Source organism: Halovivax sp., assembly GCA_007119345.1.
Lineage (GTDB): Archaea > Halobacteriota > Halobacteria > Halobacteriales > Natrialbaceae > Halovivax.
This window is the reverse complement of the sequence record SKPV01000087.1, coordinates 1-24,438: the sequence shown is the minus strand read 5'-3', so window position 1 is coordinate 24,438 and position 24,438 is coordinate 1. Positions and strand designations below refer to the sequence as shown.

The 24,438-nt window shown below is 68.7% G+C and carries 22 protein-coding genes and 1 tRNA gene; 14 read left to right on the top strand and 9 right to left on the bottom strand.

Translation table 11 applies throughout. The features are described 5' to 3' along the window. On the top strand, positions 1 to 1,303 hold a 1,303-nt coding region (locus tag QZT59_RS06105), incomplete at its 5' end, for an FAD-dependent oxidoreductase (protein WP_290812828.1). A gap of 178 nt (positions 1,304 to 1,481) precedes the next feature. Here QZT59_RS06105 and QZT59_RS06100 read toward each other — a convergent pair. The 3 genes from QZT59_RS06100 to QZT59_RS06090 all read right to left on the bottom strand — a co-directional run bounded on the left by QZT59_RS06100 (position 1,482) and on the right by QZT59_RS06090 (position 5,417). Beyond that, positions 1,482 to 2,273 (bottom strand): VOC family protein, encoded by a 792-nt coding sequence (locus tag QZT59_RS06100; RefSeq protein ID WP_290812825.1) that lies wholly within the window; start codon positions 2,271 to 2,273, stop codon positions 1,482 to 1,484. Between the two features lie 179 nt (positions 2,274 to 2,452). Beyond that, entirely contained in the window at positions 2,453 to 4,198 is a 1,746-nt protein-coding gene (locus QZT59_RS06095; protein WP_290812822.1) for a Na+/H+ antiporter NhaC family protein, read from the bottom strand. A gap of 109 nt (positions 4,199 to 4,307) precedes the next feature. Continuing rightward, positions 4,308 to 5,417, bottom strand: coding sequence for a GTP-binding protein (locus QZT59_RS06090; protein WP_290812819.1), 1,110 nt, complete (start codon positions 5,415 to 5,417; stop codon positions 4,308 to 4,310). 358 nt (positions 5,418 to 5,775) lie between these two features. On the opposite strand from QZT59_RS06090, the gene QZT59_RS06085 reads away from it, so the two are divergent. From QZT59_RS06085 to QZT59_RS06075, 3 genes are all read left to right on the top strand, one after another. After that, positions 5,776 to 5,979 carry a hypothetical protein gene (locus QZT59_RS06085; protein ID WP_290812816.1) on the top strand — a complete coding sequence of 68 codons (204 nt, stop codon included), beginning with the start codon at positions 5,776 to 5,778 and terminating at the stop codon, positions 5,977 to 5,979. Between the two features lie 139 nt (positions 5,980 to 6,118). Continuing rightward, positions 6,119 to 6,928, top strand: coding sequence for a hypothetical protein (locus tag QZT59_RS06080; protein WP_290812813.1), 810 nt, complete (start codon positions 6,119 to 6,121; stop codon positions 6,926 to 6,928). Between the two features lie 256 nt (positions 6,929 to 7,184). Next, positions 7,185 to 8,576, top strand: coding sequence for a cell surface protein (locus tag QZT59_RS06075; RefSeq protein ID WP_290812811.1), 1,392 nt, complete (start codon positions 7,185 to 7,187; stop codon positions 8,574 to 8,576). A 190-nt stretch (positions 8,577 to 8,766) separates the two neighbouring features. Here the strand turns inward: QZT59_RS06075 and ilvD are convergent, their stop codons facing one another. Further along, positions 8,767 to 10,503 carry a dihydroxy-acid dehydratase gene (gene ilvD, locus QZT59_RS06070; protein WP_290812809.1) on the bottom strand — a complete coding sequence of 579 codons (1,737 nt, stop codon included), beginning with the start codon at positions 10,501 to 10,503 and terminating at the stop codon, positions 8,767 to 8,769. Between the two features lie 141 nt (positions 10,504 to 10,644). Here ilvD and radB point away from each other — a divergent pair, with 141 nt between their 5' ends. Further along, entirely contained in the window at positions 10,645 to 11,367 is a 723-nt protein-coding gene (radB, locus tag QZT59_RS06065; RefSeq protein ID WP_290812807.1) for a DNA repair and recombination protein RadB, read from the top strand. 254 nt (positions 11,368 to 11,621) lie between these two features. Here radB and QZT59_RS06060 read toward each other — a convergent pair whose 3' ends face one another. Beyond that, entirely contained in the window at positions 11,622 to 12,779 is a 1,158-nt protein-coding gene (locus QZT59_RS06060; protein WP_290812806.1) for a CBS domain-containing protein, read from the bottom strand. 346 nt (positions 12,780 to 13,125) lie between these two features. Here QZT59_RS06060 and QZT59_RS06055 point away from each other — a divergent pair, with 346 nt between their 5' ends. The 3 genes from QZT59_RS06055 to QZT59_RS06045 all read left to right on the top strand — a co-directional run bounded on the left by QZT59_RS06055 (position 13,126) and on the right by QZT59_RS06045 (position 15,314). Continuing rightward, positions 13,126 to 13,437, top strand: coding sequence for a lycopene cyclase domain-containing protein (locus QZT59_RS06055; RefSeq protein ID WP_290812805.1), 312 nt, complete (start codon positions 13,126 to 13,128; stop codon positions 13,435 to 13,437). A gap of 124 nt (positions 13,438 to 13,561) precedes the next feature. Beyond that, positions 13,562 to 14,338, top strand: coding sequence for a CAP domain-containing protein (locus QZT59_RS06050; RefSeq protein ID WP_290812803.1), 777 nt, complete (start codon positions 13,562 to 13,564; stop codon positions 14,336 to 14,338). A 166-nt stretch (positions 14,339 to 14,504) separates the two neighbouring features. After that, the gene (locus QZT59_RS06045; protein WP_290812801.1) at positions 14,505 to 15,314 is read left to right on the top strand and encodes a YihY/virulence factor BrkB family protein; all 810 of its coding nucleotides are present in this window, start codon (positions 14,505 to 14,507) and stop codon (positions 15,312 to 15,314) included. A gap of 46 nt (positions 15,315 to 15,360) precedes the next feature. Here the strand turns inward: QZT59_RS06045 and QZT59_RS06040 are convergent, their stop codons facing one another. Further along, positions 15,361 to 16,341 carry an ABC transporter permease gene (locus tag QZT59_RS06040; RefSeq protein ID WP_290812799.1) on the bottom strand — a complete coding sequence of 327 codons (981 nt, stop codon included), beginning with the start codon at positions 16,339 to 16,341 and terminating at the stop codon, positions 15,361 to 15,363. Positions 16,342 to 16,516: 175 nt separating this feature from the next. Here QZT59_RS06040 and QZT59_RS06035 point away from each other — a divergent pair, with 175 nt between their 5' ends. Continuing rightward, positions 16,517 to 16,897, top strand: coding sequence for a CopG family ribbon-helix-helix protein (locus QZT59_RS06035; RefSeq protein WP_290812797.1), 381 nt, complete (start codon positions 16,517 to 16,519; stop codon positions 16,895 to 16,897). Between the two features lie 101 nt (positions 16,898 to 16,998). Here the strand turns inward: QZT59_RS06035 and QZT59_RS06030 are convergent, their stop codons facing one another. Both QZT59_RS06030 and QZT59_RS06025 read right to left on the bottom strand, forming a co-directional pair. Further along, positions 16,999 to 18,240 (bottom strand): hypothetical protein, encoded by a 1,242-nt coding sequence (locus tag QZT59_RS06030; protein ID WP_290812795.1) that lies wholly within the window; start codon positions 18,238 to 18,240, stop codon positions 16,999 to 17,001. A gap of 290 nt (positions 18,241 to 18,530) precedes the next feature. Next, a tRNA-Val gene (locus QZT59_RS06025) sits at positions 18,531 to 18,605 on the bottom strand. Between the two features lie 330 nt (positions 18,606 to 18,935). Between QZT59_RS06025 and trpD the strand changes: the two genes are divergently transcribed. The 4 genes from trpD to trpG are packed head-to-tail and all read left to right on the top strand — an operon-like array spanning position 18,936 to position 23,182. Next, complete coding sequence (gene trpD / locus QZT59_RS06020; protein WP_290812793.1) at positions 18,936 to 19,949, top strand: anthranilate phosphoribosyltransferase; 1,014 nt, start codon at positions 18,936 to 18,938, stop codon at positions 19,947 to 19,949. Continuing rightward, complete coding sequence (locus QZT59_RS06015; RefSeq protein WP_290812782.1) at positions 19,946 to 20,605, top strand: phosphoribosylanthranilate isomerase; 660 nt, start codon at positions 19,946 to 19,948, stop codon at positions 20,603 to 20,605. Before trpD ends, QZT59_RS06015 begins: the two co-directional genes overlap by 4 nt. A gap of 4 nt (positions 20,606 to 20,609) precedes the next feature. Beyond that, the gene (locus QZT59_RS06010; protein ID WP_290812779.1) at positions 20,610 to 22,529 is read left to right on the top strand and encodes a chorismate-binding protein; all 1,920 of its coding nucleotides are present in this window, start codon (positions 20,610 to 20,612) and stop codon (positions 22,527 to 22,529) included. Further along, on the top strand, positions 22,526 to 23,182 hold the full coding sequence (gene trpG, locus QZT59_RS06005; RefSeq protein WP_290812775.1) for an anthranilate synthase component II: 657 nt from the start codon (positions 22,526 to 22,528) through the stop codon (positions 23,180 to 23,182). The genes QZT59_RS06010 and trpG overlap by 4 nt, the downstream gene beginning before the upstream one ends. A 39-nt stretch (positions 23,183 to 23,221) precedes the next feature. Here trpG and QZT59_RS06000 read toward each other — a convergent pair whose 3' ends face one another. Beyond that, positions 23,222 to 23,413, bottom strand: a complete 192-nt coding sequence (locus tag QZT59_RS06000) for a hypothetical protein (RefSeq protein WP_290812772.1) — start codon at positions 23,411 to 23,413, stop codon at positions 23,222 to 23,224. 129 nt (positions 23,414 to 23,542) lie between these two features. Here QZT59_RS06000 and QZT59_RS05995 point away from each other — a divergent pair, with 129 nt between their 5' ends. Further along, positions 23,543 to 24,421 carry an amidohydrolase family protein gene (locus QZT59_RS05995; RefSeq protein ID WP_290812769.1) on the top strand — a complete coding sequence of 293 codons (879 nt, stop codon included), beginning with the start codon at positions 23,543 to 23,545 and terminating at the stop codon, positions 24,419 to 24,421. Positions 24,422 to 24,438: the final 17 nt, after the last annotated feature.

The following is a 24,438-nucleotide window of genomic DNA, read 5'->3' as shown; positions in this document are numbered from 1 at the left end:
CGAGATCTACACCAAAGACGAGTGTCCCTACTGCGAGAAGGCGAAGGACCTCTTCGACGCCAAGGGCGTCGAGTACGTCGAGTACAACGTCAGCGGCGACGACGCGCTCTTCGAGGAGATGGTCGAGCGGGCCGAGGGTCGCAAGACCGCGCCCGAGGTGTTCGTCGACGGCGAACTGATCGGCGGCTGGGACCAGACCAGCGAGCTGGAGGAGGCCGGCGAACTGGACGAGCTGCTCGGCATCGACGCCGCCGACGGCGGGGACGCCGTCGAGCACCGCCGCCTCGTCATCGCGGGCACCGGCATCGCCGGTCTGACCGCCGCGATCTACGCCGGCCGGTCGAACAACGACCCGCTGGTGATCGAGGGCGACGAACCCGGCGGCCAGCTCACCCTCACCACCGACGTCGCGAACTACCCCGGCTTCCCGGACGGGATCGGCGGTCCCGAGCTGGTCAACGACATGAAAGCGCAGGCCCGGCAGTTCGGCGCCGAGCTCGTCAACGGCATCGTCGCCGAGGTCGACGCCTCGAGCCGTCCGTTCCGCGTCGAGCTCACGAACGGCGACGTCTACACCGCCGACGCGGTGATCGCCGCCTCCGGCGCGAGCGCGCGCACGCTCGGCGTCCCCGGCGAGGACGAGCTGATGGGGTACGGCCTCTCGACGTGTGCGACCTGCGACGGCGCCTTCTTCCGCGGCGAGGACATGCTCGTCGTCGGCGGCGGCGACGCCGCCATGGAGGAGGCCACCTTCCTCACGAAGTTCGCCGACACGGTCTACATCGCCCACCGCCGCGAGGAGTTCCGCGCGGAGGACTACTGGATCGATCGCGTCCACGAGAAGGTCGAAGCCGGCGAGATCGAGATCATGAAAAACACCGAGCTGATCGAGGTCCACGGCTCCCGGGAGGACGGGGTCGACCGCGTCACCCTCGTCTCCAACGACAAGGGCCACCCCACCGATCGGCTGGACGACCCCGAGACCGAGGAGTTCGACTTCGACGTCGGCGCCGTCTTCCTCGCGATCGGCCACACCCCCAACACCGAGTACCTCGAGGGCACCGGCGTCGAGATGGACGGCGAGGGCTACCTGCGGACCCGCGGCGGCGACGGCGGCGGCCAGACCGAGACCGACGTTCCCGGCATCTTCGGCGCCGGCGACGTCGTCGACTACCACTACCAGCAGGCCGTCACGGCCGCCGGCATGGGCTGTAAGGCCGCGATGGACGCCGACGAGTACCTCGAAGACCGCGAGCGCGCCGAAGCGAACGCGGAAACCGAGGCCGCGGCGGCGGACGACTGACGCGTAGCGAACGGGGCGCAGCGTTACTGGCGGACCCAGGCTGTCGGGAAACCTTATTTTCCGCTCGCTCAATACGATCGGTCGAATCGACGTCCCGACGACATAATTGGCGGAGACAAGGCTGACGGAAAGAAGGCGGTTCCCGGTCAGAGAACGATCTGCTGACGGATCGGCGCCGTCAGAACGGGAACAACGACTCCGCTTCGAGATCCCGCTCCAGCAGCTCGATCTCGTGGCCGTCCTGGTCGCGCGTGAACGCGTACATCTCGTCGTTACTCTCGGGATCGCGGTAGTCGTCGGCCTCGCGGATCATCAGCTGTTCCCAGTCCTCGGTTAGATCGTCCACGCGCACGCACAGGTGACCCCAGCCGTCCCCTTGCGTGTAGGAGCGGCCGTCGTAGTTGTAGGTGAGCTCGACCGACATCGCCTCGTCGGCGGCGTCCGCGGGCTCGACGAAGTAGTTCGCGAAGGTGTCGGCCTCCCAGCGACCGACCTCGTCGTACTCGAACTTGCGGGTCCAAAAGCCCAGCGCCGCGTCGGCGTCCTCGACGCGGATCATGGTGTGGTCGATCGACCAGGTCTCGCCGACGTCGCGCTGGACGATCTCGATCTCGTGACCGTCGGGATCTTTGACGAATGCGTACCGCCCGCCGCAGGACTCGGGATCGCGGTAGTCCGCGACGCCCTGGTCCATCAGCTGCTGGTAGTGGTCTTCCAGTTCGCCCTCCGGGACCCGCACCGCGATGTGGCCCCAGGCGTCGCCGATCTCCACCTCGTCGGCCTCGTGATTGTGGGTGAGCTCGAGCATGGCTCCCTCCTCGCTCATCCCCTCGGGGCCGAGGTAGACGATCGTGAAGCCGTCGCCCTCGTAGCGGTCTTTCTCCTCGTACTCGAGGTGACGCTGGTACCAGTCGAGCGATTCCTCCAGATCCGAGACGCGGATCATCGTGTGGTCGACCGTTCCGTCCATGTGCGAGTGGACGGGGTCCGATCGCAAAAGCGTGTGGAAGGCGGTCGATACGTCCGGCGGGAGAAACGGTCGCTACCGGTGGCGCGCCACGGTTATCGTCGCGGACCCGTGCGAAGACGATCCCCCCGAGCCGATCGTCGTCTTCGTGTTCGGACGACGACCGGTCGTTGGACGACGGATCAGCTCTCCCGATCGATCCCGTCGTCTTCGCTAACCTCCCCGGTTCCAGTCGAGGGATCCGACGACGCCTCGGGCGCACGCCACCCCTCGGCCGCCGGCTTCACCGGCCCACCCTCGACCTCCCGCCGGGCGCTAACGGCCACCGGATCGACGCCCTTTCGGCGGGCGTCCAGCTCGGAGAGTCCGTAGTGGATTCCGACGAGCGTGATCCCGCCGAGCGGCAGGAGGACCAGCGGCGTGATCCCCGTGTGTCCCCAGACGAGCAGGAGGGCGGTCGCGACGATCCCCACGGTGACCGCGTAGTAGAGTTGCGTGCGCACGTGGTCGATGAGGTCGGCGCCGGTGAACGTCGACGACAGCACGGAGGTGTCGGAGATCGGCGAGGAGTGATCGCCGAAGATCGCCCCGGAGAAGATCGCGCCGACGATCGCCGCCACCACCGTGTGGTCGTTGGTCATCGCCCAGGCGACCGGGATGGCGATCGGCGTCAGGATCGCCATCGTCCCCCAGGAGGTGCCGGTCGAAAAGGCGATGAACGCCGCTGTCAGCAGGACGGCCGCCGGGAGCGCTCCAGCCGAGAGGTGTTCGCCGACGAAGCCCGCGACGTAGTCGCCGGTCTCGAGCGCGGCGACGACCTCGCCGATCCCCCAGGCGAGAACGAGGATGGTGACGGCGGTCAGCATGATACCGAAGCCGTCGATCGTGGTGTCGGTCGCCTCGCGGAAGCCGAAGATGTCGGAGGCCTTGCCGAGGACGAATCCCGAGAGGACCATCGCGAACGAGCCGTAGATCAGTGCCGCGGCGTAGTCCGCGTCCTGCACCATGTCGGTGAGGGACGCGCCCGGTTCGTACCCCGTCCACAGCGCCGTTCCCACCGTGACAACGACGAGGACGCCGACGGGTGCGAAGAAGTTGATCAATCGGGGGTTAGCGGCCGAGGGTTGGCCGAGGTCCGCCTCCACGTCCTGCATCGGCTGGGCCTCCTCGCGGTAGACCTTCCCCGTCCGCCAGGAGCGGTGCTCGGCGTCGAGCATCTCGCCGAAGTCCCGACGGGAGCCGACGACGATCGCGACCATCACGATCGCCAGGATCGCGTACATGTTGAACGGGATCGACTGGAAGAAGATCTCGAACGCCGACGGCGGATCGTCGAGGCCGATGTCCTCGTAGGCGCTCGAAATGAGACCGAGCTGGAACGCGACCCACGAGGAGAGGGCGATCGTCGCCACCGGCGCGGCGGTCGAGTCGACCACGTAGGAGAGCTTCTCTCGAGAGATCCGAAGCTGGTCGGAGACGTCTTTCATCGAGCTGCCGACGATCGCCGTGTTGGCGTAATCGTCGAAGAACAGCAACAGGCCGAGCACGAACGTGGCGGCCATCCCCTTTCGCTGGGTGTCCAGGTGCTGGAGCGCCCAGTCACGAACCGCGTAGGCGCCCCCGAGATTCCAGATCATCGCCACGCCCGAACCCAGCAGCAGGGTGAACACGAGGATCTGGGCGTGAAAGCCCTCGTCGGCGATGATCGCCCCGACGATCCAATCGAACGTCTGGAAGACGCCGAAGCCGCCCGCGACGACGCCCTCGAGCCAGCCGACGGGATCGTCGAAGAAGTCCGGCCCGCCCGCGTAGAAGACGGCGCCCGCCCAGATACCGAGAAACAGCGAGAGGACCGCCTTGCGAGTGATGATCGCCAGGACGATCGCCAGCAGCGGTGGAACCAGCGAGATAGCACCGAACTCGGACATGCCGCGGCTTCCACGAGGTGAGAATTAATTAGGTGCTGCGTACAGCGTCGGTGAGCGTCATTACCGGGCGAGTGCGGCGGTCGACGAACGCGAGCCGACCGGCGCGCCCTCACCGACGCAAAATCAGCTTCAGCACGTCCTCGTCTTCGAGGACGTGGCCCGTGCCGACCTGCTGTTCGTCGTGGGTCGCGCTCGGCCCGGTGATGCGCGCGAACCGGAAGCGCTCCTCGAAGTCGCCGCCGAGCTTCTCGATCGCGTCCTCGACCGTCGCGCCCGCCTCGATCACGAGGGGTTCCTCCCAGTCGATCCCCCGACCGGGCTTGTCCATGTAGACCCGGATGAGACCGAGGTGCTCCCAGATTCGGTCCTTGAGGGCGTCGAGACCGCGCTCTTGCTCGGCGCTGATGAACGTCACCGCCTCGGGGTCGAGGTCGCGCTCGCGGAGCTGCTCGTCGACGGTTTCCTTGTACCCGGGGTCGATGAGGTCGACCTTGTTGACGCAGGTGATCGAGGGGATGTACTCGCGGTTGTCCATCAGCCCGTCGATGAGACGGTCGATGTCGACGGTCTCCTGGAGGTTGAGGTCGGCGTTGACGTAGCCGTGTTCCCGGAGGACGTCCTTGATCGTCGCCTCGTCCAAGTCCTGGTCGGTGCTGGAGGTGATCTTGATGCCGTCTTTGTGTTTGCGGCGAACGGTGACCCGCGGGGGCTCCTCGTCGACGCGGATCTTGATGTCGTAGAGTTCCTCCTGGAGTCGATCGTACTGTTCGATCTCGAAGACGGAGAGGACGAAGACGACGAGATCGGCGTTGCGGACGACCGCGAGCACCTGCTTGCCGTCGCCCCGGCCCGTGGCCGCACCCTCGATCAACCCGGGGACGTCGAGCAGCTGGATGTTCGCGCCCTTGTGCTTGAGCATGCCCGGGTTGACGTCGAGGGTCGTGAACTCGTAGTTCCCGGTCTCGCTCTCGGCGTTCGTCAGCGAGTTCAGCAGGGAGGATTTGCCGACGCTCGGGAAGCCGACCAGCGCGACCGTCGCGTCGCCGGTCTTCTCGACGGAGTAGCCGGTCCCGCCACCCGCGGAGGACTGATTCTCGAGCTTCTCTTTCTTCTCGGCGAGTTTCGACTTCAGTCGGCCGATGTGGGCCTCCGTCGACTTGTTGTAGGGCGTGCTCGCGATCTCCTCTTCGATCTCGCGGATCTCCTCCTCGAGCCCCATGTATCCGTACGCAGCCGGTCGCGTCGAAAAACCCTTTCCATGCGCCCCGGGACGGTTCCGGGTTCACCCGCCGCGTCTCCCGGCGCGAGTCGAGCCGGGTCCGTCCACCGTTCCGCACGTCCCGGGTCGGACCGGGTCCATTCACCGTTACGTACGTCGCGAGTCGAGCCGGGTTCTTCGACGATCCGCGTGCCACAGATAGAGCCGGATTCGTCGCCCGCAGGCCTGACCGCGTTCCAACTCGTCTCCGGCCGATCGTCCGGACCGGTGGGAGTGGCCGTTCGACCTGTTTCCGGACTGTTACCGATGGAAACGTAATTTCGGTACGTATAAACCGGGGGCCGGTCAATCCCCTGATATGGTGACGCCGTCGATGCTGCGCGACAGCACCCAGATCGTGCTCCCCAGGGAGGCCCTCGACGGCCTCGACGCGCAGCTCGACGAGCAGTTCACGGTAACGATCGTCCCGGAGACCGAGGCGACCTACCGCATCATCGGGAGCCCGGTCGTCATCAAGGACGTCAACGAATTTCTCGCGAAACGCGGCGTGAGCATCCGGTGACGACGCCCACTTCCGACGGGACGGAGCGCGAGCGCACGGTCGATCCACGACGTCGACGATCGCCGGAGCCAGTCCGGCCGCGACGTGGGCGAGTGCCGGCGGCGGTCGGAACGCGCCCGCGGCCGCGGAGGGGCGAATCGTGACCGTCGTCCTCGCCGGCGTGGGCGCCGACACGACCAACCTTGGCGCGCTGGGTCCGCTGTACGACGACGGTACCTTCGAGTACGTGCCCATTCCGGAGAAGACGCGCGAGACCGACGAGACCGAGACGCTCGGCTCCTGGGAGCTCCGACGCGGCGATCGAACCGCCGCCGACCTGACGACGCGAATCCGACCGCGGCCGGTCAGGGACGGCGAGGTCGCGGTCGCCGGTCCCGAACTCGCGGACTGGCCGCTGCACCGGGATCCGAACTTCGAGGCGCTGACCTACGGTGAACACCGGACCAGCGGCTACGTCTCGCGGCTGCGCGCGCTCGAGCCGGGCGACGCCGTCGGATTCTACGCCGGCCTCCGGCGGCCGGGCGGCGACCGCGCCCACCGCTATCTGATCGGGTACTTCACGGTGGACGCGGTCGACGTCGTCGAACCCGGAACGCCCGCGCCGGAGCGCGAACGGATCCTCGGGCGCCACGCCGAGAACGCCCACGCCAAGCGCGCCCGCGACGGGGAACTCTATCTCGCGGACAAGCCGGTCGTGCTCGTCGACGGGACGACGCCGGGCGGGCTCTTCGATCGTCACCCGATCCGGCTCAGCGAGTACGAGGTGAAGCCGGGGAACACGCGCGCGGGCTACTACCTGCGCGAGTCGGTGGCCGACGAGTTGCGAGTCGTCGCCGGCGGCGAGAGCATGACCTACAAGCCCGCCTACCGATGTGCGCTCTCGGGCCCGGCGTTCGCGTCGCTGGTCGGATCGCCTCGAGAGCGTCGCTCGACGCCTCTGGGACGCTGATTCGGCCCCGCACCGGGCCGACCGAGATACCGGTAAGTTTTGGCGAGATTTCCGGGCCGACCGGAGCCGGCTCCGCCGGCGACTCGCCGGTACCCGCCGCCCGTCGACGCGAGACCGATCACACCTCGATCCGCCGGACAGTTCGGCGTATCAACTACCGGCAAGTTTTACCCGGAGCCGCGTCTGAAATCCAAACTTGCCGGTTAGAGGCCTTGAAACCCGCAATCTTTTGGGTTTAGAAAATAGAGGGTATGGTATGAGGCGAAATGAAACTCGACGGAAGTTCCTAATCGGCGGCGTAACCGCGGGTGCGCTGGCACTCGCCGGCTGCGCCACGGGCGGGGACGATACCGACGACGAGGCGACCGACGACGACCACGATCGCGACGACGACGCGGCGGACGACGACTCGACGGACGTGGACGACGAGGTGCCGGCCTACGAGGTCTGGGCGCTCGACCAGGGAACGGACACGATTTACCTCTACGAGCCGGACGAGGACGGCTACGGCGGCGACGAGCCCTTCGCGCACGCGGAGACGATCGATCTGAACGACCTGCTCGACGACGAGGGACCGATCGTCCCGCACATGATCGACTACAGCTCGGACTACGAGTACGCCGCGATCGCCTGCACGGCCGGCGCGCGAACCCTCGTCTTCCGGACGGACGATCGGGAGCTCGTCGCGGAACTCGATACCGGCGCGGGCTCACACTTCGCGGGCTTCTCGCCGGACGACGAGTACCTCCACGTCGACGCGATCGGCGAGGAGGCGATCGTGCGGGTGGAGGCGGACCTGGCGGACGAGGACTTCGAGATCGTCGAGGAGATCGACCTGCGCGAGGACGAGACCGTCCTCGACGCGGGGATCGAGAGCGGGGCGCCGATCTGCCACCAGTACGCCCGCGACGGCCGATCGCTTCACACCCTCGGTCCCGCCTACGGCGACGGCGCGCTGGTGGTCGTCGACCACGAGGAGTTCGCGGTCGATCGCGCGTACTCGAACGACGAGCTCCCGACCAACTGCGGGACGGTCCCGCACCCGACCGAGGAGAAGTTCTACCTCACCGCGGGCGCACCCTCCGATCCCGACGAGGACGGATCGGGCGTCGGCGACTACTACGTCTACGACACGGCCGAAGACGAGGTGCTCGTCGACGGCGAGAGTACCGAGGGCGTCGACGCCCACGGCTTCTGGTTCACCCCCGACGGCGAGGAGCTGTGGGTGCTGAACCGCGAGACCAACGACGGCGTCGTCCTCGACCCCGAGACGGACGAGGTCGTCGAGGAAATCGACGCCTTCGGCCCGGCGGACGACGACGACCCGGAGGAGAGCGACGCGCCGGACATCATGTGGGCGACCCCGGACGGCGAGTACGTGGTCGTGACGCTGCGCGGACCCGCGCCGCTGTCCGGCGACCCGCACGCCGCGACCGGCGTCACGCCCGGCTTCTCGGTGCTGGACGTCGAGACCAAGGAGATCGTCGGCGTGGTCGAGCCCGACCCGATCGACGACTACGACGAGGAGGATATCGAGGCCGCCCGCGAGGAGGACGACGACGCCCCGGCGATCCCCGACTTCCACGGGATCGGCGTCCGGCCGATCGACGACTTCGACACCGCGATCGACACGTCGCCGCCGTACTGACACGGTCGATCGAATCGGACGAGCACGGAGACGCCCGTTCGGTTTCCGGTGAGCGGGCTCCCGGCACGCCGTTCGGTTTCGAGTGAGCGAGCACCCGACGCGCCGCGACCGAGCGAACACTCCGAGCGGCGTCGCGGTCGCCCATCGGTGTCCGGTCGCCCGATCGGGCGCACCCGCGGACCCGACGGCGTCACTCGCGCTTCAGCCCGGGATTCGTCACCGCACCGTCGTCCGCCGGGCCGAAGTCCCGGCAGTACTTCGCCAGCACCCCGCCCGCGTAGGCGGGTTCGGGCGCTTCCCACGCCTCCCGGCGGGCGTCGAGTTCGTCCTCCGAGAGGCCCACCTCGAGCCTCCGCTCGGGCACATCGACGGTGATCTCGTCGCCGTCCTCGAGCAGCGCGATGGGGCCGCCGACGAACGCCTCCGGGGCGACGTGGCCGATCATCGGCCCGCGAGTGGCGCCGGAGAACCGCCCGTCGGTGATGAGCGCGACGTCGTCCTCGTGGCCGGCGCCGACGACCGCCGCGGTCACGCCGAGCATCTCTCGCATCCCGGGGCCCCCGCGCGGCCCCTCGTTCCGGATGACGATGACGTCGCCCGAGGAGATCTCGCCCTCCTGGACGTAGGCCATCGCGTCCTCCTCGTGCTCGAAGATCCGAGCCGGGCCCTCGTGGTGGAACAGATCCTCCCCGGTCGCTTTGAGCACGGCGCCGTCGGGGGCGAGGTTGCCCGAGAGGATCTTGATCGCGCCCTCCGGCTCCTTGGGACCCGTCACCGGGTAGAGGAAGTCGGCGTCGATGTCCTCGTCGGCGGGCAGGCCGTGCTCGTCCTCCAGGACGCGGAGTTCCTCGGCGATCGTCCGGCCGGTCACCGTCCTCGCGTCGGCGTGGAAGCGGTCGGCCTCGAGCAGCCGGCGGATCACCACCGGCACGCCGCCGACCTCGTGGAGGTCGTTCATGACGCGGGCACCGCCGGGCTGGAGGTCCGCGATCTTGGGCGTCCGCCGGGAGATCTCGTCGAAGTCGTCGATCTCCAGATCGACGTCGGCCTCCCGGGCCAGCGCCAGCAGGTGGAGGACGCCGTTGGTCGAGCCGCCGATGGCGGTCTGGAGGGCGATCGCGTTCTCGAAGGACTCGCGGGAGAGGATCTCGGAGGGGCGCCGGTCGCTCTCGACGCACTCGAGGGCGAGCTCGCCGGCCCGACGGGCCACGGCGTAGCGCTCGTGGTCCTCCGCGGGTGGCGAGGCGCTCCCCAGGGGCGCCAGGCCGAGCGCCTCCGAGATGGCGGCCATCGTGTTCGCGGTGAACATGCCGCCGCACGATCCCGCGCCGGGGCAGGCGTTTCGTTCGAGCTCGTCGAGCTCGTCGGCGTCCATCTCGCCCGTCCCGTACGCGCCGACGCCCTCGAACACCTGGACGATGGTGACGTCGCGACCATCGTGCTCGCCGGGCATGATCGAGCCGCCGTAGAGGAAGACCGAGGGCAGGTCGGTCCGGATCGCGGCCATCATCATCCCCGGCAGGTTCTTGTCGCAGCCCGCGACGGTGACGAGCGCGTCCATCCGCTCGCCGAAGGCGACCAGCTCGACGCTGTCGGCGATCACCTCGCGCGAGATCAGCGAGGCCTTCATCCCCTCGGTCCCCATCGAGATGGCGTCGGAGATGGTGATCGTCCCGAACTCGATCGGCATCCCGCCCGCCTCGTCGATGCCCTCGATCGCCGACGCGGCGACGTCGTCGAGGTGGACGTTACAGGGCGTGATGTCGGCGGCCGGGTTCGCCACGCCCACCATGGGCGAGGCGAGGTCCTCGTCGTCGAAGCCCATCGCCCGGAACATCGCGCGGTGGGGCGCCCGGTCGGCGCCCTCGGTGACGTCGCGGCTGGGAAGCCGCTCGGATTTCCCCCGTTCGAACGGGTCGTCGGTCATGGCTCGCAGGTCGGGCCCCGCGGCCATAAGTGCCCCCCTCGGGGCGGCGATTGCGGCTCGGACGAACCGGTTCGCGTCCCCGCGAGGCCGACGCGACGATCGTTCCGGGGGCTTTTTGCCGGCGCCCTCCAATCTCGGCACGTGAACGAGGAGGCGATTTCGACGGGCTGCGAGCCGGTCGACGAGCTGCTCGGCGGCGGGTTCGAGCGCGGGACGGTGACCCAGCTGTACGGACCGCCCGCCTCGGGGAAGACGAACCTCGCGCTGAGCGGCGCCGTCGAGGTGGCGGCCGCGGGCGGTACCGCGGTCTTCATCGACACCGAGGGCGTCTCTGTCGATCGCTTCGAACAGTTACTGCACGCGCGCGTCGGCGACGACGCCGACGAGCTCGCGAACGTGGAGTCGATCGCCTCCCGGATCGTCATCGAGGAGGCCCTCGACTTCGAGGAGCAGGCGGAGGCGGTCCGCGACGCGGAGGAGTTCGCCGAGCGGGCCGACCTGATCGTCCTCGACAGCGCGACCGGCTTCTACCGGCTCGAGCGCGGCGAGGACGCGAACGCCGGCGACGCGCTCCGACAGGTGACCCGCCAGGTGACCCACCTGCTCTCGCTGGCGCGAAAACACGACCTGGCGGTCGTCGTCACCAACCAGGTCTTCGCCGACCCGGACTCCGACCGGACGCGGGCGCTCGGGGGGAACACCTTGGAGCACTGGACCGGCACGATCGTCCGCATCGACCGGTTCCGCGGCGGGAATCGCCGAGCGACGCTCGAGAAACACCGCTCGAAGCCGGCGGGCGGGTCGGCCCAGTTTCGAATCACCGATTCCGGACTGTCGGGAAGCGACGATCCGGCCAGACCGTAGTCCCTCGACCGAAACCGGCGTTCGTTCTCGGCGAGTCGGGCGGTCGGACCGACCACTGGAACGACCGCTCCGCGGCGCGATCGCGGCGAACGAAACGGGCAGCGACGACGTGCCAGCGGCGCGTTCAGTTACGGTTCAGGTTCTGCGGCGACCGGATCGCTGACACCTATCTCGGCGACGAATCCGCCTCGCCGACGACGAATCCCTCTCGCCGACGACGAATCCCTCTCGCCGACGACCGCCCCGCTTCGACCTCAGAGCTCGTTGAGCTTCCGGAGCAACTGACCCCGGTACTCCTCGTCGCTGCGGATGCCCTTCATCTCCAGGACGTTGCGCTCGAGTTTGTCGAGCGCCACGCGGAAGGCGCTCTCGGCGCCGTAGCCCTCGCCCGAGCCGGCGACCTGGCCCTTGCTCGTCCGCAGGCGGATCTGCGACCGGATCAGCGGTTGGCCTCGGAGCTTCTCTTTGTGCTCGTGGAAGCGGACGTGGGCGTGGTGGACCCGCATCTTGGCGTACTTGTCGGCGACCTCCTCGATGCTGATCACGATGTCTTCGCGGCTCAGCGTGTCGAGCTGGGAGACGTTCGTAATCTGGACGTCCATCTGTTCTTCCTCGGTGAACGTCAGCGCCCGGAGCACGTCGGTCTTGGTGACGACGCCTTCGACCTCCCGGTCGTCGTCTTTCGGGGTGACCACCAGCCCGGCGTAGTCGTACTCGAGCATGGTCTCGACGGCCTCGCGGACGGTCGTCTCGAGGGACGTCGTCTCGACGGGGCTGTTCATGATGTCGTAGACCGGGACGTCGAGCATCCGCTCGTTGTCCCCGACGCGGTCGCCCTGGGTCATCCGCTGGTTCTCGCGGATGACGAAGTCGGCGATGTCGTGGGTCGTGACCACGCCGGTGAGAAAGCCGTTCTCGTTCAGAACGGGGAGCCGGGAGATGCCGTGTTCGCGCAGGTAGTTGATCGCCTTCCCGATGCCGTCGTCCTCGGCGATCGTGATGGGATCGTCGGTGTAGACGTCCGCGACGTTGATCGCGTCGAGGTTCTCGAGCACCGCCCGAAGGATCGCGTCGTCCGTGACGACGCCCCAGAGTTCGTCGTCCTCGAACACCGGGGCGATGGTCGCGTTGCCCTCGATGAGTACCCGCGCCGTCTCCCGGACGCCCTCGTGACGATCGACGGTCGGCGCCGGCGCCTTTCGGCTCGGCTTGATCAGCGCCGCCACCTTCGCGTCGTCTTCGACGTGGCTCTGGAGGACCTGCCGCTCGCTGATGACGCCCTCGTACTCGCCGTCGTCGACGACGATGATCCCTTTGGGGTTACCGTTCTCGAACGTGGAACGGACCTTCCCCATGCGCGTGCCGACGTCGACCTCGAGATAATCCTGCGTGGCGATATCAGCAATATTCATCGTTTCGTCCGAATCTTGTGCCGCGACGGTATTTAACATATTGCCCGGCACGCACATCCCGCGGGCGAGCCGTCGCTCGAAACATCGTCCTCGCGATCGAGTTACCGTCGTGATCGCCCTCTTGCGGGCGGTTCACGACCGCGATCGCCCCCTCCCGGGCGGTCCACGCCCGCAACCGGCCCTTTCGGGCGGTTCACGCCCGAAACCGATCCCTTTCGAGCGAGTCGTAACCCGAATATGCCGGTCGCGGCTCCGGGAACCGGCGCGTCGCCACGCCGACCGGCGGGCGTTCTCCGTCGGGCTCGCAGAAACCGCCATTTTTGTTCGACCCCGTGGAACCGGCGGTATGGTACCGGACATCGGCGTCTTCGGGCGCTACACGTACCTCGCGACGGAGCTGTTCTGGGGAGCGGTCGCCGTCGGACTCCTGCGGCGAACCGGCGCCCTCGGGAGGGCGGCGGTGACGATCGTCGCGCTGTATCCCGTCGCTTACCTCTGGGATCGCTACACCCTGGCCGTCGGGGTCTTCAGCATCGAGTTGCGTACGGGCGTCGACGTGGCCGGGATCCCGCTCGAAGAGCACCTCTTCATGGCGGTCGTTCCGGGGCTGGTGATCGGCGTCCACGAGACGCTCTTCGGGACCGACTCGTCCCGGTGAGCGCGGGGGCGACGGCGGCCGCCGTTCCTCGACGGCCCGCCGCGCCCGCTCGCGGGGCGCACCCGACTCAGCGTTTGCGAGAGAACCACAGGTCCATAGGCCCGCGACGGGTATCCCTCGGCAGATGAACGATTCGCCGGGAGGCGATCGAGGCGCCGGCCGAGCGGCCGCGTCGACCGACCCGAGCGCGTCGTCGGGGCCCGGGGCGACGGATCGCGGCCTCTTCGGCCTGGTCTGGGGACTGCTTCGCCTGCTGTTCGTCCTCGTGCTCCTCGCCGGACTGGCGATCGCCGGCGCCCTCCTCGCGCCCGGCCTCGTCGACGAACTGGTCGAGGAGCGGTCGCCGATCGAAACCGAGGATCCCCCGCCGACGGGCGATCACGATCCCGAGGTGACCCACCCGGGCGATCCCGGCAACGGGAGCTACGACGGCGAGCGGGCGACGATCGAGACCGCCGACGTCGAAGCCTTCGTCCATCACGAGGTGAACGAGGTGCGCGCCGAGCACGACCTCGAGCCGATCGAGTGGGACGGGACGGTCGCGTCCGTCTCCCGGGCTCACAGCGTCGACATGTCCGAACGCGATTACTTCGCGCACACGAACCCCGACGGCGAGGACCCGATGGACCGGTTCCGGGAGGTCGCCGACTACTGTCGCGGCTACGGCGAGAACATCGCGATGACGTGGGCCGACCGGGAGGTGCAGTCGGACGGGGGAGACACGGTCGGCCCGTACGAGACCGCCGAGGCGGTCGCCGAGGGGCTCGTCGGTCAGTGGATGGACTCCCCGGACCACCGGGAGGCGATCCTCGACGAGGACTGGGACCGCGGCGGCGTGGGGGTCTACCTCACCGACGACGGACAGGTGTTCGCGACGCACAACTTCTGTACGGAGTGGTAGGCGAGCGGGTGCGCCCGAACGACGATCGCGGTCCCATCGGAATTCGACGCCTGTGAGCGAATCGCGGTCCGTCGCGCCTCGGTGTCTGTGAGCGCTCACCACTCCTCGCGCTTCGACGACTGCGACGATCGCACACACTGATCATCGTAGAGACCGACGATCGAGTATGGACGCGCGAGACGGGATCGTCGCCGTCTATCGGACGGCCTCGGATCGCGAACTCACGCTTCTGGCGGCGGCGTTCGCCTACTACGCCTTCGTCTCGCTGATTCCCCTGGTGCTGCTCGCGCTGGTCGTGGGCTCGCTGCTCGGCGGCGAGCGCGTCGCCCAGCAGCTGGTGCTGTACGCGGGGGACCTGCTCCCGCCGGCCGGCGAGGAGCTGCTCGCGGAGGCGCTGACCACGGAAGCCGGCCGCGCGCAGGCGACCCTCGTCGCGCTGGTCGTCTCGGCCTGGGGGGCGCTGAAGGTCTTTCGGGGGCTCTCGATCGCCTTCGATCGCATCTACGCCACCGTCGCGGAGAAGTCGTTCGCCGAACACCTCGTCGACGGCGTCGCGACGATCGTCGCGGTCGCGGGCGGGCTCGTGTTGATGGTGATCGTCGGCGTCTTCCTCGGGTTCGCCGCGGGCCGGACCCCCTTCGGCGGTGCGCTCGGCTGGCTCGGACTGCTCGTCGGCCTCACCCTCGTCTTCCTGCCGATCTACTACGTCATGCCGCCGATCGAGGTCGAGGTGACCGAGGTCTTGCCCGGCGCCGTCTTCGCCGCGGTCGGCTGGGCGGCCCTCCAGTTCGGCTTCCAGGTCTACGCCGCCAACGCCGCCCGCTGGGAGGCCTACGGCGCCGTGGGCGCCGTCATCCTGTTCGTCACCTGGCTCTACTTCGCCGGGATCGTCATCCTGCTCGGCGCGGTCGTCAACGTGGTCTGGACCGACGAGGTCGACGCGGAGGCGGAGTCGGCGACCGTCGCGGAATCGTGATCGTCCGGCGGTCGCCGGCGGACCCTCGCCCCGTGGACCGTCCCGGTCACCACGCCCCGCTCAGAACGAACCACAGCCCGACTGCGACGAGCACCGCCGCCGTGATCGCGGGCAAGTGCGGCGTCCACCGCTCGACTTTCTCCTGGTGGCGTTCGTAGCCGGCGATCAGCAACAGCGTCGGGGCGAGGATGGCGCCGATCACGGCCAGCGAGTAGATCAACATGAGTTCCAGACAGAAGTCGGTGCCCGCGCAGATCGCGAGGATCTGGACCGGCTCCTCGTGGGCGAACCCGAGCAGGAGCGCCACGGCGCCGAGCGAGAGCAGCCCCTGTTCGGCGTGCTCCTGGGTCGGGTGGGCGTGTCCGCCCCCGGGAATGAACGATCGAACGCGGCCGAGCAACCCCTGGCCCGACTCGGAGCCGCCGTCGGGTGCGTGATCGTGGCCGCGTTCGTCCTCGTGGGCGTCGTCCTCGTGGGCGTGGCTGTCCACGTGCGCACGAGCGTGCTCGTCACCGTGCGTATGAGCGTGCGTATGCTCGTGATCGTAATCGTGCGTATGACCGTGCTCGTGATCGTGCGTATGACCGTGCTCGTGATCGTGGCCGTTCTCGTGCGAATGATCGTGCTCGTGACCGTGGCCGTTCTCGTGCGTATGACCGTGCTCGTGATCGTGGCCGTTCTCGTGCGAATGATCGTGCTCGTGACCACGCTCGAGGTCGTGCGCGTGACCGTGGCCGCCGCTCGCGTACTCGTAGATCCCCAGGGCGATCAGCAGCGCCCCCGCCAGCGGCTTCATCCACGGACCTTCGGCGAAGGCGGCGAAGCGGCTGAACCAGAAGTACGCGAGCACGAGCGCCACGCTGCTGATCAGGTGGCCGATCCCCAGGATCAGCGCGGCGGCGGTTCCGCGGATCCACTTCCGGGGATGTGCGAGGGCGTACGTCGCCGCGATCGGCCACCCGTGATCGGGCAGGACGCCGTGGACGATCCCCAGGGCGATCACGCCGACCACGACCGCGAGTTCCATGCACTACCCGGGGGATCGGGGCCTCATACGAGTTGTTACTACGGATTCGGGAGGGGCGTATTACGATCCGATCGGTCGGCCCGGGCCGGCGCGTTCGTCGCGGAACCCGAGCGAACGAGACCGACCGTGGCGGCTCGGACAAAAGCCTTTGACCGACGGGTCCCGACGAGGGGATATGCGAACCAGTCTGTCGGTCCCGGAAGACCTCCTCGCCGAGTTCGACGCGACCTGGCGGGCGGAGGGGATGGACTCGCGCTCGCGGGCGATCCGCGAGGCGATGGCCGAGTACGTCGAGCGCCACCGCGATCTCGAAACCGCGACGGGGACCGTGACCGGCGCGGTCGTCTTCGACTACGAGCACGAGCGGGTGATCGAGGCCCTCCACGACGTCCAGCACGACTACCAGGACGTGATCATCTCGACGAGTCACGCCCACCGGCGCGATCGCTGCCTGGAGAGCATCTTCTCTCGCGGCCCGGCCGACCGGTTTCGAGCGCTGGTCTACGACCTCAAAGACTTCGACGGCGTCGGACGGGTGAAGGTGATGGTCCTGTGAGTGCCGAACGGATGATCCCGTACGTACCGAACGGATGATCCAGTAGACACGGAATCGACGGCCGGGCGCGGCCGAACCGCGGTTCGGCCGCTCCGAATCGCTCACTCCCGGTCCGGCAGGATCGCGTCGTAGCGGATCGCGAGACCGAGCGCGACGACGCCGAAACCGACGGCCAGCGTCAGCCCCGACTGCCAGGCGAGCGCGTTCAGCGCGCCGCCGACGAACGGCTCGAGGAACGTCGCCAGGGTCGACGGGGCCTCGGTCAGGGCCCCGGCGAAGAGGCTATCGGCGACCCGCGCGCCGGCGAGACCGGCGACGCCCGCGGCCGTCGAGACCGCGCCGATCGCGATCGCAGCGGCCGACGCGGAGCCGATCCACGCGAGGAGCCCGCCCGCCAGGAGGGCGACGACGGGGAAGACGACGCCGAGGGTGCTCGCCGTGCCCGTCGCGGACCGAGCGGTCTCCGCGTGGTCCATCGACTCCTCGTCGAGTTCGTCGGCGAGGTCGATCGCGTCCGGGACGCGTTCGTCCAGTTCCGCCTCGAATTCGGCGAGGACCGTCGTCCGCAGGTCGGTCATCGCGGACCCAACGCGGTCGGCGTACTCCTCGTAGCCGATCGCGCCGGTGAGCGCGTCGATCCGCGCCTCGGCCAGCTCGCGAACCGGCTCCTCGAAGCGTTCGGGGACCTCGCCGGTGCGAACCATTTCGTCGACGCGCTCGTTCGCCTCTTCGCGGGCTTCCGCCCGAATGTCCTCTCGGTTGTCTTCGTATGCCTGTCGCAGCTCCTCGTCGCTCAGCTCCCGGGCCGTCTCCTCCTGGATCGCCTCCTTCGCCTCCGCCTCGAACGCCTCGCGGTGCTCGAGGAACGCGGCTTCGCTCTCGGCCATCTCCTCGACGGCCGCACCGTGGTCGTCGTCCACGTCGCCAGGACCGATCGACGCCATCTCGGCCTCGACGACGGCGAGGACGTTCTCTTTCACGGGCTCCGTGTCGACCTCGAGGTGGAGCTCACTCGCGTCTCCCGACAGGTAGGCGTAGACGCGATCGATGTTCGCATCCACCTCGGCCCCGACGTGGTCCTCGTCGATCGCCTCTTCGAGGAGCGTCTCCGTCGAGAGCTCGATGGGGAGGCCATCCCCGGTATCGAGGTCGATCTCCTCGCGGAGTTCGGCTTCCAGCTCCTCGGCGATGACCGCTTCCAGGTTCGCCTCGTCAGCCGTCTCCGCGGCGTACTCCTCGTCCATGACGGTCCGATCCGCCGCCAGTACGACGTTCGCCGTCAGCAATGCGGCGAAGAACACGACGCAGAGAACCACGACAGCACCGGTTCGCGCGAGAGTCACGATACACCGAATGTCTATCGAAGGAGATAAACGCTGTTGCCGATCCGACCGCTCGGAACGACACGTACCGAACTCGAGCACCGGAGCGACGGCGTTCGGTTCGACGACGGAGAGAAGCTCGGGAACGGGCCGTTTCGCGTGCACGTCGCTGAAAAGTGGGTTAGGGCAGCGTCGAGCTATCGTGAGACGTGCTCTCTCCGCTGCGCGCGCCTCGCGTAGTTCAAACTACCGTATCACCTGTCGAGCGACGTGCTCGCCGCTTTGTTCCTCGCAATATGTCGCTCGAAAAGTGGGTTGGGGCAGATTTGAACTGCCGGCCTCCTCCATGTCAAGGAGGTGTCATAACCAGACTAGACCACCAACCCGTCTGGTTCGCGTTTGGCTGCACTCGAACGTTGCCCGCCCCCGTAATTGAAGGTTTCGAATCGGCCGACGTCTTCGGGTCGATGCGAGCGCTCCGGAGTCGGTGACGAGAGGCGGGCTCCCCGCCAGAGGCGGCCTCGCAGCCGGAACGCGCAGCTAGCCGTCCGCCGCCGGCTGGGGCAAACTCGAGCGACCGGATGGAAAGCGAGCGGGGGAACGAACGTACCCGGCAGCCCGGGCACGCGACGACGAACGACGGCGACGTCCGATAGCGTTAAGTCGATGTACTCATATGGACATCATAAGACAAGATCGTACACCAGTGATATCCTATGCAGGCACACGTCGAACGCGTCACGGACGGAACGGATCTGAGCCAGCGGGAGGCACGAACGGCCGCGTCCGCCCTCTTCGAGGGGGCGACGGAGGCCCAGATCGGCGCCCTGCTCGCGGGGCTGCGGGCGAAAGGTGAAACGGAAGCCGAGATCGCCGGCTTCGCGGAGGGGATGCGCGCGGCCGCGCGGACGATCGACCCCGAACGCGAGCCGCTGGTCGACACCTGCGGCACCGGCGGCGACGACCACGACACGATCAACGTCTCGACGACGAGCGCGATCGTCGTGGCGGGCGCCGGGGTGCCGGTCGCCAAACACGGCAACTACTCCGTCTCGTCCTCGTCCGGGAGCTCCGACGTCCTCGAGGCGGTCGGCGTCGAGCTGGAGAGCGAGCCCGCCGCCGTCGAGGCGGCCATCGAGTCCCACGGGATCGGCTACATGCACGCGCCGGCGTTCCACCCGGCGATGAAGGCCGTCATCGGCCCACGGAAGGAGCTCGCGATGCGAACGATCTTTAACGTCCTCGGGCCGCTGACCAACCCCGCCGGCGCCGACGCGCAGGTCGTCGGCGTCTACGACCCCGACCTGGTCCCCGTCCTCGCCCGATCGCTCGCGCGAATGGACGTCGACCGCGCGCTCGTGGTTCACGGCTCCGGCACCGACGAAATCGCGATCCACGGCGAGACGCGCGTCGCCGAAGTCGACGGGGACGACGTCCGGGAGTACGCCGTCGAACCCGCCGACCTCGGGCTCCCGCGTCACGACGTCGACGCCATCGCCGGCGGAACCCCCGCAGAAAACGCGGCCGACCTCGACGGGATCGTCCGCGGCGAGGTCGACGGCGCCAAGCGCGACGTGGTCCTGGCGAACGCCGGCGCGGCCATCTACGTCGGCGGGGGCGCCGGCTCGCTCGAGGGCGGCGTCGACCGGGCCCGCGAGGCGATCGATTCGGACGACGCCGCCGCGACGCTCGATCGACTGCGCGGCGAGGCGGTGAGGACGGTCGGATGACCCGCGTGAAGATCTGCGGCCTCACCCGCGAGGCGGACCTCGCGGCGGCCGTCGACGCCGGCGCCGACGCGGTCGGATTCGTCTGCGACGTGCCGGTCGAGACGCCCCGGGAGATCTCCGTCGCGCGAGCGACCGAGCTCGTCGCCGCCACGCCGCCGTTCGTGACGTCGGTGCTCGTGACGATGCCGTCGGGACCCGAACGCGCCATCGAGCTCGTCGAGGCGGTCGAACCCGACGCGATCCAGGTGCACGCGGCGCTTCCCCCAGGCGACCTCGCGTACCTGCGCTCGCGGGTCGACGCGAACCTCCTCGTCGCCGTCGGCGCCGGCGACGTGCCGGCGGCCGCCCGGTACGAGGACCTGGTCGACGCGCTCGTGGTCGACACGGTCGACGCAGACGGCGCCGGCGGCACCGGCGAAACCCACGACTGGGATCGCACCCGCGAGGCGGCGGCGAGCCTGTCGACGCCCGTCGTGCTCGCGGGCGGCCTGACGCCGGAGAACGTCTCGGCCGCCGTCAGTTCGGTGACGCCGTTCGGCGTCGACGTCGCCAGCGGCGTGGAAGCCGACGGCGGCGAGAAGGACGCCGACGCCGTCGGAGCGTTCGTCCGACGCGCGAAAGCCGACCGACCGCTCGCCGACGCGGTGGAGCCCTGAGACCATGACGGAGACAGCACCCGACCTCGAGAGAGCGGAGTTCGTCGACCTGGCCGGCGACGCCGACGAGCGACCCGCCGTCGTGCGCACGGCGATCGAACTCGACGTGGAGACGACGCCGCTCGCCGCCTACGCCGCCCTGACCGGACGTGCCGGTGCGGGCGACGGCGACCGGACGGATGGCGATCTGACGGGCGATGATCGGACGGATGGCGATCTGACGGGCGATGATCGGACGGATGGCGATCGGACGGATGGCGACCGAACGAGCGGCGATCGAGATCTCACGCGATACGCGTTCCTCCTCGAGAGCGCCGAGAAGACGGCGTCGAGCGACCCCGACGGGGCGTTCCGTCCCGGCGCCGCGAGCGCCGAGCGCCACGCGCGGTTCTCCTACGTCGGCTACGACCCGGAGGCCGTGATCACCGTCGAACCCGAAGGTACGTCGGTCGAGCCGCTCGCGCCGACCGCGCCGGTCGATCTCGTCGAGACGGATCCGGACGGCGACACGGTCGACGCGCTGCGGGCCGCCCTTCCCGACGTCCGACTGGCGAACGTCCCCGAGCGCGACCGCCAGCACCTCGACGGCGGCCTGGTGGGCTTTCTCGCCTACGACGCCGTCTACGACCTCTGGCTCGACGAGGTCGGCGTCGAGCGCCCCGAATCCCGGTTCCCGGACGCCCAGTTCCTGCTGACGACGAAGACGCTGGCGTTCGACGAGCGCGAGGGGACGGTCTCGCTGGTCTTCACGCCCGTCGTCCGGACCGACGACGACTCGGGCGCGATCTACGACGACCTCCGGCGGGAGGCCTCGCGAGTGGCCGAGACGCTCGCGGCCGCCGACGAACCCGCGACCGGCGGCTTCGTCCGCCGGAGCGAGACCGCCGGCTCGCGGGAGGCCTACGAGGACGTCGTCCGTCGGGCCAAAGAGCACGTCCTCGACGGCGACATCTACCAGGGCGTGATCTCCCGTTCGCGAGAGCTCACCGGGGAGGTCGACTCGCTCGCGCTCTACGAGTCGCTGCGCGAGGTCAACCCCTCGCCGTACATGTACCTGCTCGCCCACGACGACCTCACCGTGGTGGGCGCGAGCCCGGAGACGCTCGTCTCCGTGCGCGGCCGCGAGGTGATGGCGAACCCGATCGCCGGCACCTGCGCCCGCGGGGCCAGCCCCGTCGAGGATCGCCGGCTGGCCGGCGAGATGCTGGCCGACGACAAGGAGCGCGCGGAGCACACGATGCTCGTCGACCTCGCGCGAAACGACGTCCGCCGGGTCTCGGAGCCGGGATCCGTCCGGGTCGAGGAGTTCATGAACGTCCTCAAGTACAGCCACGTCCAGCACATCGAGTCCACCGTCACGGGTCGGCTGGCCGTCGACGGCGACGACGTCGACGCCGCCGAGGCGCGCCCGTCGGCCGGTGAGCGGGCGTCGTCCGACGCCTTCGACGCGACCCGGGCCGCGTTCCCCGCCGGCACGCTCTCGGGCGCGCCGAAGATCCGCGCGATGGAACTCATCGACGAGCTCGAGGCCGATCCCCGCGGACTCTACGGCGGCGGCGTCGGCTACTACTCGTGGACCGGCGACGCGGACTTCGCCATCGTCATCCGAACCGCGACCGTCGAGGATCGCGGCGCCGATCAGCTGATCACCGTCCGCGCGGGTGCGGGACTGGTGGCCGACAGCGACCCGACCGCGGAGTACGAGGAGACCGAGAAGAAGATGGACGGGGTGCTGGCCGCCCTCGCGGCGATCGAGATCGATCCCGGCGACGAGGGAGACGACGGCGTCGGAGGAGGCGACCGCGTCGGAAGGGGCGACGGCGACGAGGGAGACGGCGGCGACGAGGGAGACGACGGCGCACGGACGGAGGCGGACGAGTCGCCGCCGAAACGGATCGATTCGACGCCGGAGGTGGGCCGGTGAGCGCCGCTGTCGAGGCGGCCGAGGCGGACCGGCCCCACGTCCTCTTCGTGGACAACTACGACTCGTTCACCTACAACCTGGTGGAGTACGTGAGCGAGCACGCGACGACGGCGGTCGTGACGAATTCGGCGTCGCTCGCGGAGATCCGCGCGGCGGATCCGGACGCGATCGTCGTCAGCCCCGGGCCGGGCCACCCGAAGAACGACGGCGACGTCGGCGTCAGCCGAGACGTCTTCCGGACGGTGAGTCCGGAGGTACCGACCCTCGGCGTCTGTCTCGGCCTCGAGGCCGCGGTCTACGAGTACGGCGGGTCGGTGGGGCGGGCGCCCGCGCCCATCCACGGCAAGGCGTCGTCGATCGCCCACGACGGCGAGGGCGTCTTCGCCGGGCTCGAGCAGGGATTTCGCGCGGGTCGCTACCACTCGCTGATCGCGACCGAGGTCCCGGACTGCTTCGAGGTGTCGGCGACCGCCGACCACGATAGCGCGGAACGGAGTTCCGCCGACGCTGCGGCGGAACCCCAAGACAGGGAGTCGCTCGTGATGGGCGTCCGCCACCGGGAGCACCCGATCGAGTGCGTGCAGTTTCACCCGGAGAGCGTGCTCACGGCCGTCGGACACGACGTGATCGAGAACTTCCTCGCGACCCTCTGAGCGGCGCCCGTCGGGCGGCGACGGTCGCGACTTGCGAACTCAACCCAGGTAGCCGACGGCGACGAGCCCGCCGACGACGACGGCGCCGATCAGGGCCACGCGGACGGCGAGCCCGACGACGAACTTGACGATGGAGACCGCCGCGAACGCGACGATCACGGCGATCGCCCCCAGCAACAGCGGGGAGTCGGATGCAAGCGCCTGGACGGAATCGACGAGGGACTCGACCATGGTCCCAGAAGGGGCGATATCACCGTAATCGTTTCGGCTCGTGTGAACGACTGGCACGGGAGAGCGTTCGGGAACCGTGTCGGTTGGCGAAGCGGACGTGTTTTTAGCCCGGGGGTCGCAGTGACGCCCATGACGTTGCCGACGGTACTCGATGACGGGGACGCGCGGGCGATCGACACCCACGCCCACCAGCCGACGAGCGAGTTCCTCCACGACGCCGGCGGGGAGATGATGAAGGACGCGGCCGACCGCTTCGGGGCCGACCTGGAAACCGACACCTACGAGAACATGATCGCCGAGTACCGCGAGGCCGGCGTCGGTCGCGCGGTGTTGCTGGGGTGGGACGCCGAGACCAACACCGGAAACCCGCCCGTCCCCAACGACTACGTCGCCGAGGTGCGCGACGAGTACGACGACTTCTTCGTCGGCTTCGGCTCCGTGGACCCCCTCAAAGACGACTGCGTCGAGGAGGCGGTCCGCTGCGTCGAGGATCTCGACCTCTCCGGGTTCAAGTTCCAGCAGATCGCCCAGGGGTTCGATCCCAGCGATGGCGCACACGCCGAACTGTGGGAGACCATCGAGGACCTCGGCGTCCCCTGCGTCTTCCACGGCGGCAACTCGACGCTGGGCGCCTGTTCCGCCGGCGGACGCGGGCTGAAAATCAAGTACGGGAACCCGATGCTGCTCGACGACGTCGCCGCCGATCACCCGGACCTCCGGATCCTGATCGCCCACCCCGCGTTCCCCTGGGAGAAAGAACAGCTCGCGATCTGCCAGCAGAAGGGCAACGTCTACATGGACCTCTCTGGCTGGATGCCGAAGTACATCGACGACCAGGTGCTCCACTACGCGAAAACCCTCCTGAAAGACAACGTCATGTTCGGCACCGACTACCCGATGATCGAACCCGAACCGTGGCTCGAACAGTTCGCCGAACTGGAGTTCCCGGAGCCGGTTCAGCGAAAGATCCTGTGGGAGAACGCGGAAGCGTTCCTCGGATTGTCGTAGCGACGGTCAGGCGACGG